Below are 3,009 nucleotides of genomic sequence, written 5' to 3'. Positions count from 1 at the left end.
CCGCCGTCGGGTTCCCGAGCACCGTCGCAGCGCCGACGCGAGGAGAGACCCACCACTCCGGACCGGCCGCCACCGCCACCGCGCCCAGCCCTGCACGAGACCGGCGTCCGCGAGGTGAGAACGACCTGGCAGATTCCGTCGAACCGCGTGCCGTTGGCCGTCCGTTGGGGCCCAACGGCGCTCGCGATCGTCGATCCGGACACGGAACTGGAGAAATCACATGCGCGCCCACCACATCATGGCCAACCTTCGGGTGGCCGACGTCGACGCGGCGAAGAGCTTCTACACCGACTACCTCGGGCTGAGCACCGAGGAGTTCAACATGGGGTGGGTGGCCCGCTACACCTCACCCGAGACAGGAGCGAACATCCAGCTCGTCACGCGTGACGCCACCGCATCCGAGGACGCGGTCGTCTCCGTGCTCACGAACGACGTCGACTCCGCATACGCGGAGGCGCAAGAACTGGGCTTCGAGATCGTGCGCCCGCTGACAACGGAAGCCTGGGGCGTGCGCCGGTTCCTCGTCCGGGCACCGGACGGCAACGTCGTCAACATCGTGAACCATCGGGACTGAGCCCTTGCCTGAGGCACGGGCCGGAGGGTTGACACAGGGCTCTAAGGGCCGACAGGCCCCGCCGAAGGCGGTCCATCAGCACTGTCCCTGGCCCGCGCGGCCGTGAGCGCGAACCTGGCCCACTGGAGTCAGGCAAACCGCCCAGCCGGCGATTCTTGCTATCCCGGCAAGGCTGGCTGAGCCAGACAGCTCCTTGTGCGCGCTCACGTTGGGGTGACCGACAGCAAGTGGTCCATTCCTCGCCGCCACGCCAGAACCAAGATCTCGGCCGTGGCCCACAACCTCGTACTCAAGGCGGTCAACGAGACGTGTCGGGCGACCGAGCACGCCATCGATGAGGCCGTGATGCTGCATGGCGGGCTCGCTCGCGACGGCTGGCGCCGCTTCCGATGTTCCTATCCTTCGGTCGCGAGGCCTCTGCGCGTCGTCGAGACGTTCCACACCAGCCGCACTGCGTTCAGGCACAGCGACCCGGCCGTGCGCCAAGCCAGGCTCGACGACCTGCGGCGCGCGTTCATCGAAACCGCCCAGTTCCTCGGAGCGACGATCCAGTATGACGTCATTCGCCTCTGCGCTTTGTGAGTAATGATCAGGGCAGGGCAGCTCAGCTCGACACTCTTCTAGCCGGGGCTGCAGGCGGTCGTTGCCAGCACTGCGTCCGGTGATTCGCGGCCTACTACCCCCTACCCCACGTCGCCGTGACGGGTGCGGTGATCAGTGAGTACCCGCCGGGGTTCACGCCGGCCCGGCACCGCTTCCTCTTCCGCAACCCCATCATCGCCGCGCTCGGCGCGGCCACCGTCGTCGAGGTTGAAGGATCTCGGCGATCCCGCTGTGGCCGTGCCGCAGCCTGCGCTGAGGACCGCTCGTTACTCCAGCGCACTCCTTGTCACTCGTTCGTGGTGTCCGACCTGCCCGATCCGTGCGCTTGGCTAGTCTTCGACGACGTCCCGCTGATCACCGGACACCTTCGGTGCGACGTCGGTGTTCTCGTGAGGGGTGTAAAGACGACATGGCATGGCGATCCGAACTCGACGCGGTCGACCAGAAGGTGCTGCCACCAGACCCTGACGTGATGTCGGCGATCGGCCTCTCACATGATCTGACCTCGGCAGTAGCCGATCTCGTCGACAACAGCATCGATGCCGGCGCCTCGTCGATCCTCATCCGGATCGTCCTCCTTAACGGCAAGCCTGTGTCGTTCCTGCTACTGGACAACGGGCGCGGCATGTCCGAGCCACAGCTCGACCAGGCCATGACGGTCGGGAAGAGGCGGACCTACGCGAAGGCAGACCTGGGCTTCTTCGGCATGGGTCTGAAGGCTGCGTCGTTCAGCCAGGCCGATGTTCTCACCGTCGTGTCGAGGACAGTCGGCGGATCGCCGGCCGGTCGGCGCTGGCGGAGAGACACTCGAAACTTCACCTGCGACGTGATCGACCAGTCGCAAGCAGGTGAACTGCTGGATGCGACCCCGGTCAGTGCAGGGTCCGGCACAGTCGTCCGATGGGACGGTGTTCGAGAGTTCCCGTCCACCGACAACTCGAACATCGTCGACGACTACCTCGCCCGAACCATCCATCAGATACGGGCGCACCTCGGCACGACACTTCATCAGATCCTCGCCGGCGGCGAGCTGACGCTGACGATCGATGCGGTGGAGGCTACGGACAACCGCTCAGGGCCGCCGCAGACGATCGAACCGATTGATCCGTTCGGATATCGCCACAGCGGCGACTCGCGCTACCCAAAGACCCTCCTCGCGCACGTCGGTGACCGATCTGTTGAGCTCCGCTGCCATATCTGGCCGGGACGCAGCGAAGCCCTCGGATTCAAGCTCGGCGGCAACCCGGAGACCCACCAAGGTCTGTACTTCTACCGCAACCGACGTCTCCTCGAGGTCGGAGGATGGAAGGGTGCCGCGGTACCACACCGGCGCCTTCGGCTCGCTCGCGTGGCGGTCGACGTCTCACCAGTGCTCGACTTGATCAACCTGAACATGGAGAAGAGCGCGGTTCAACCCAAGCCGGAGCTCGTGAGGGCGATCGAGAAGGCGACGGACTCCCGCGGGACGACGTTCTCCGACTACCTGCGAGACGCCGAGACGGCATACCGCATGAGCAATGTGCGCGACCGGAAACGGACGGAGGTGGTCCAGCCCGGCGACGGCATCGCGCCGGAGATCAAACGAGCGGTCGCCGACGAGCTGCCGATCGTCCCCGGCAGGGCACCGCTGGCGATCCGTTGGAAGAACCTGCACAGTGACGACTTGTTCGAGGTCGATCGCCAGGCCTCCACGCTGTGGCTCAACCAGCGCTTTCGTGGCGCGATCTTGAGCGGTCGACGATCGAGTAAGAACGATGCGCCGCTCCTCAAAGCCGCGCTGTACCTCCTGCTCCAGGACGTCTTCCGAGGACAGGCTTTCGGGTCCCGTGAGA

Annotated in this window: 3 protein-coding genes and 1 pseudogene; all 4 read left to right on the top strand. The window is 65.6% G+C overall.

Translation table 11 applies throughout. From position 1 onward, the window contains the following. Nucleotides 1-220: 220 nt before the first annotated feature. A complete protein-coding gene (locus JWR81_RS26160) occupies nt 221-574 on the top strand; it encodes a VOC family protein (protein WP_297658617.1) in 354 nt (117 codons plus the stop codon). Between the two features lie 213 nt (nt 575-787). Then, nucleotides 788-1,156, top strand: a complete 369-nt coding sequence (locus JWR81_RS26155) for a hypothetical protein (RefSeq protein WP_297658615.1) — start codon at nt 788-790, stop codon at nt 1,154-1,156. A gap of 110 nt (nt 1,157-1,266) precedes the next feature. Next, nucleotides 1,267-1,650, top strand: a pseudogene (locus tag JWR81_RS26150) (DNA-processing protein DprA); the annotation flags it as partial. Further along, nucleotides 1,587-3,009: ATP-binding protein (locus JWR81_RS26145; RefSeq protein ID WP_297658612.1), on the top strand; the 1,423-nt coding region annotated here is incomplete at its 3' end. The pseudogene JWR81_RS26150 and the gene JWR81_RS26145, both read left to right, overlap by 64 nt.

Origin of the sequence: Pseudonocardia sp. (assembly GCF_025965585.1) — a bacterium.
Lineage (GTDB): Bacteria > Actinomycetota > Actinomycetes > Mycobacteriales > Pseudonocardiaceae > Pseudonocardia.
Note: the sequence above shows the minus strand (reverse complement) of the source record. Positions and strands in the feature narration are given on the sequence as shown.

Bases quoted from the DNA above. Each gene is read 5' to 3' on its own strand.
- JWR81_RS26160 (WP_297658617.1), top strand. From the start codon at position 221: ATGCGCGCCCACCACATCATGGCCAACCTTCGGGTGGCCGACGTCGAC.